This is a genomic window from Streptomyces parvus, assembly GCF_014648875.1.
GTDB classification, from domain to species: domain Bacteria; phylum Actinomycetota; class Actinomycetes; order Streptomycetales; family Streptomycetaceae; genus Streptomyces; species Streptomyces parvus.
This window is the reverse complement of record NZ_BMRY01000042.1, coordinates 1-1,268: the sequence shown is the minus strand read 5'-3', so window position 1 is coordinate 1,268 and position 1,268 is coordinate 1. Positions and strand designations below refer to the sequence as shown.

Genomic DNA, 1,268 nt, shown 5'->3' with positions numbered 1-1,268 from the left:
GGTGACGGTGTAGGCGATGAGTTGGGTGTTGTTGTTGTGGGTGTGGGGGATGACGGCGGCTTGGGTGATGTGGGGGTGGTCGGTGAGGGTTTTCTCGATTTCTGCGGGTTCGATGCGGAAGCCGCGGATTTTGATTTGGTGGTCGGTGCGGCCGAGGTATTCGAGTTGGTTGTGGGTGTTCCAGCGGGCGAGGTCGCCGGTGCGGTACATGCGTTGGCCGGGGTGGAATGGGTTGGCGATGAAGCGTTGTGCGGTGAGTGCGGGTTGGTTGAGGTAGCCGCGGGCGAGGCCGGTGCCGGCGATGTAGAGCTCGCCGGGGACGCCGGGGGGTGTGGGTTGGAGGTGGGGGTCGAGGATGTAGGTGTGGGTGTTGGCCATGGGTTGGCCGATGGGGACGGTGGTGGGTCCGGTGTAGGGGTTGGGTGTGGGGTGGTGGGTGGCGAAGGTGGTGGTTTCGGTGGGTCCGTAGCCGTCGATGACGGTGGTGTTGGGGTTGTGGGTGTGGGTGTGTTGGACGGTGGTGGCGTTGACGGCTTCGCCGCCGGTCCAGAGGTGGTGGATGTGGTTGAGGGTGTGGGGGGTTTGTTCGGTGATGAGGTTGAAGAGGGAGCTGGTGAGCCAGAGGGCGGTGATGTGGTGGTGGGTGATGGTGTGGTGGAGGGTGGTGAGGTCGAGGTTTCCGGGTGGGGCGATGACGGTGGTGTGGCCGTTGAGGAGGGGGGTCCAGATTTCGTAGGTGGAGGCGTCGAAGGCGGTGGGGGAGTGGTGGAGGACGCGTTGGTGGGCGGTGGGGTCGAAGCGGGGGTCGAGGGCGAGGCCGGTGATGTTGCGGTGGGTGGTGATGACGCCTTTGGGGGTTCCGGTGGAGCCGCTGGTGTACATGACGTAGGCGGCTGCGTCCGGGTGGATGGTGATGTCGGGGGTCTCGTCGCCGGTTTCGGGGTGCAGGGTGTCGGCCAGGAGGACGTTGATGTCGAGGGCCGGCAGGTCGCCGTGTGAGGCGGTGTCGGTGATGACGAGTCGGGTGTTGGTCTCGTGGAGGATGTGGGTGATGCGCTGGGCCGGGTAGCGGCTGTCGAGCGGTACGTGTACGGCGCCTGCTTTGAGCAGGGCGAGGTAGGTGGTGATGGTCTCGGGGGAGCGTTGCAGAAGGACGGCGACGCAGTCCCCGGGCCGGATTCCCTCGGCGATGAACCGGTGGGCCAGCCGGTTGGTACGGATGTCGAGTTCGGCGTAGGTGAGCGTCTGGCCGTCCGTGACCAGGGCGG

The 1,268-nt window shown here is 66.0% G+C and carries 1 protein-coding gene; it reads right to left on the bottom strand.

The features are described 5' to 3' along the window. A partial coding sequence (locus tag IE140_RS35695) for an amino acid adenylation domain-containing protein (RefSeq protein ID WP_189461106.1) occupies window positions 1–1,268 on the bottom strand: 1,268 nt, incomplete at both ends.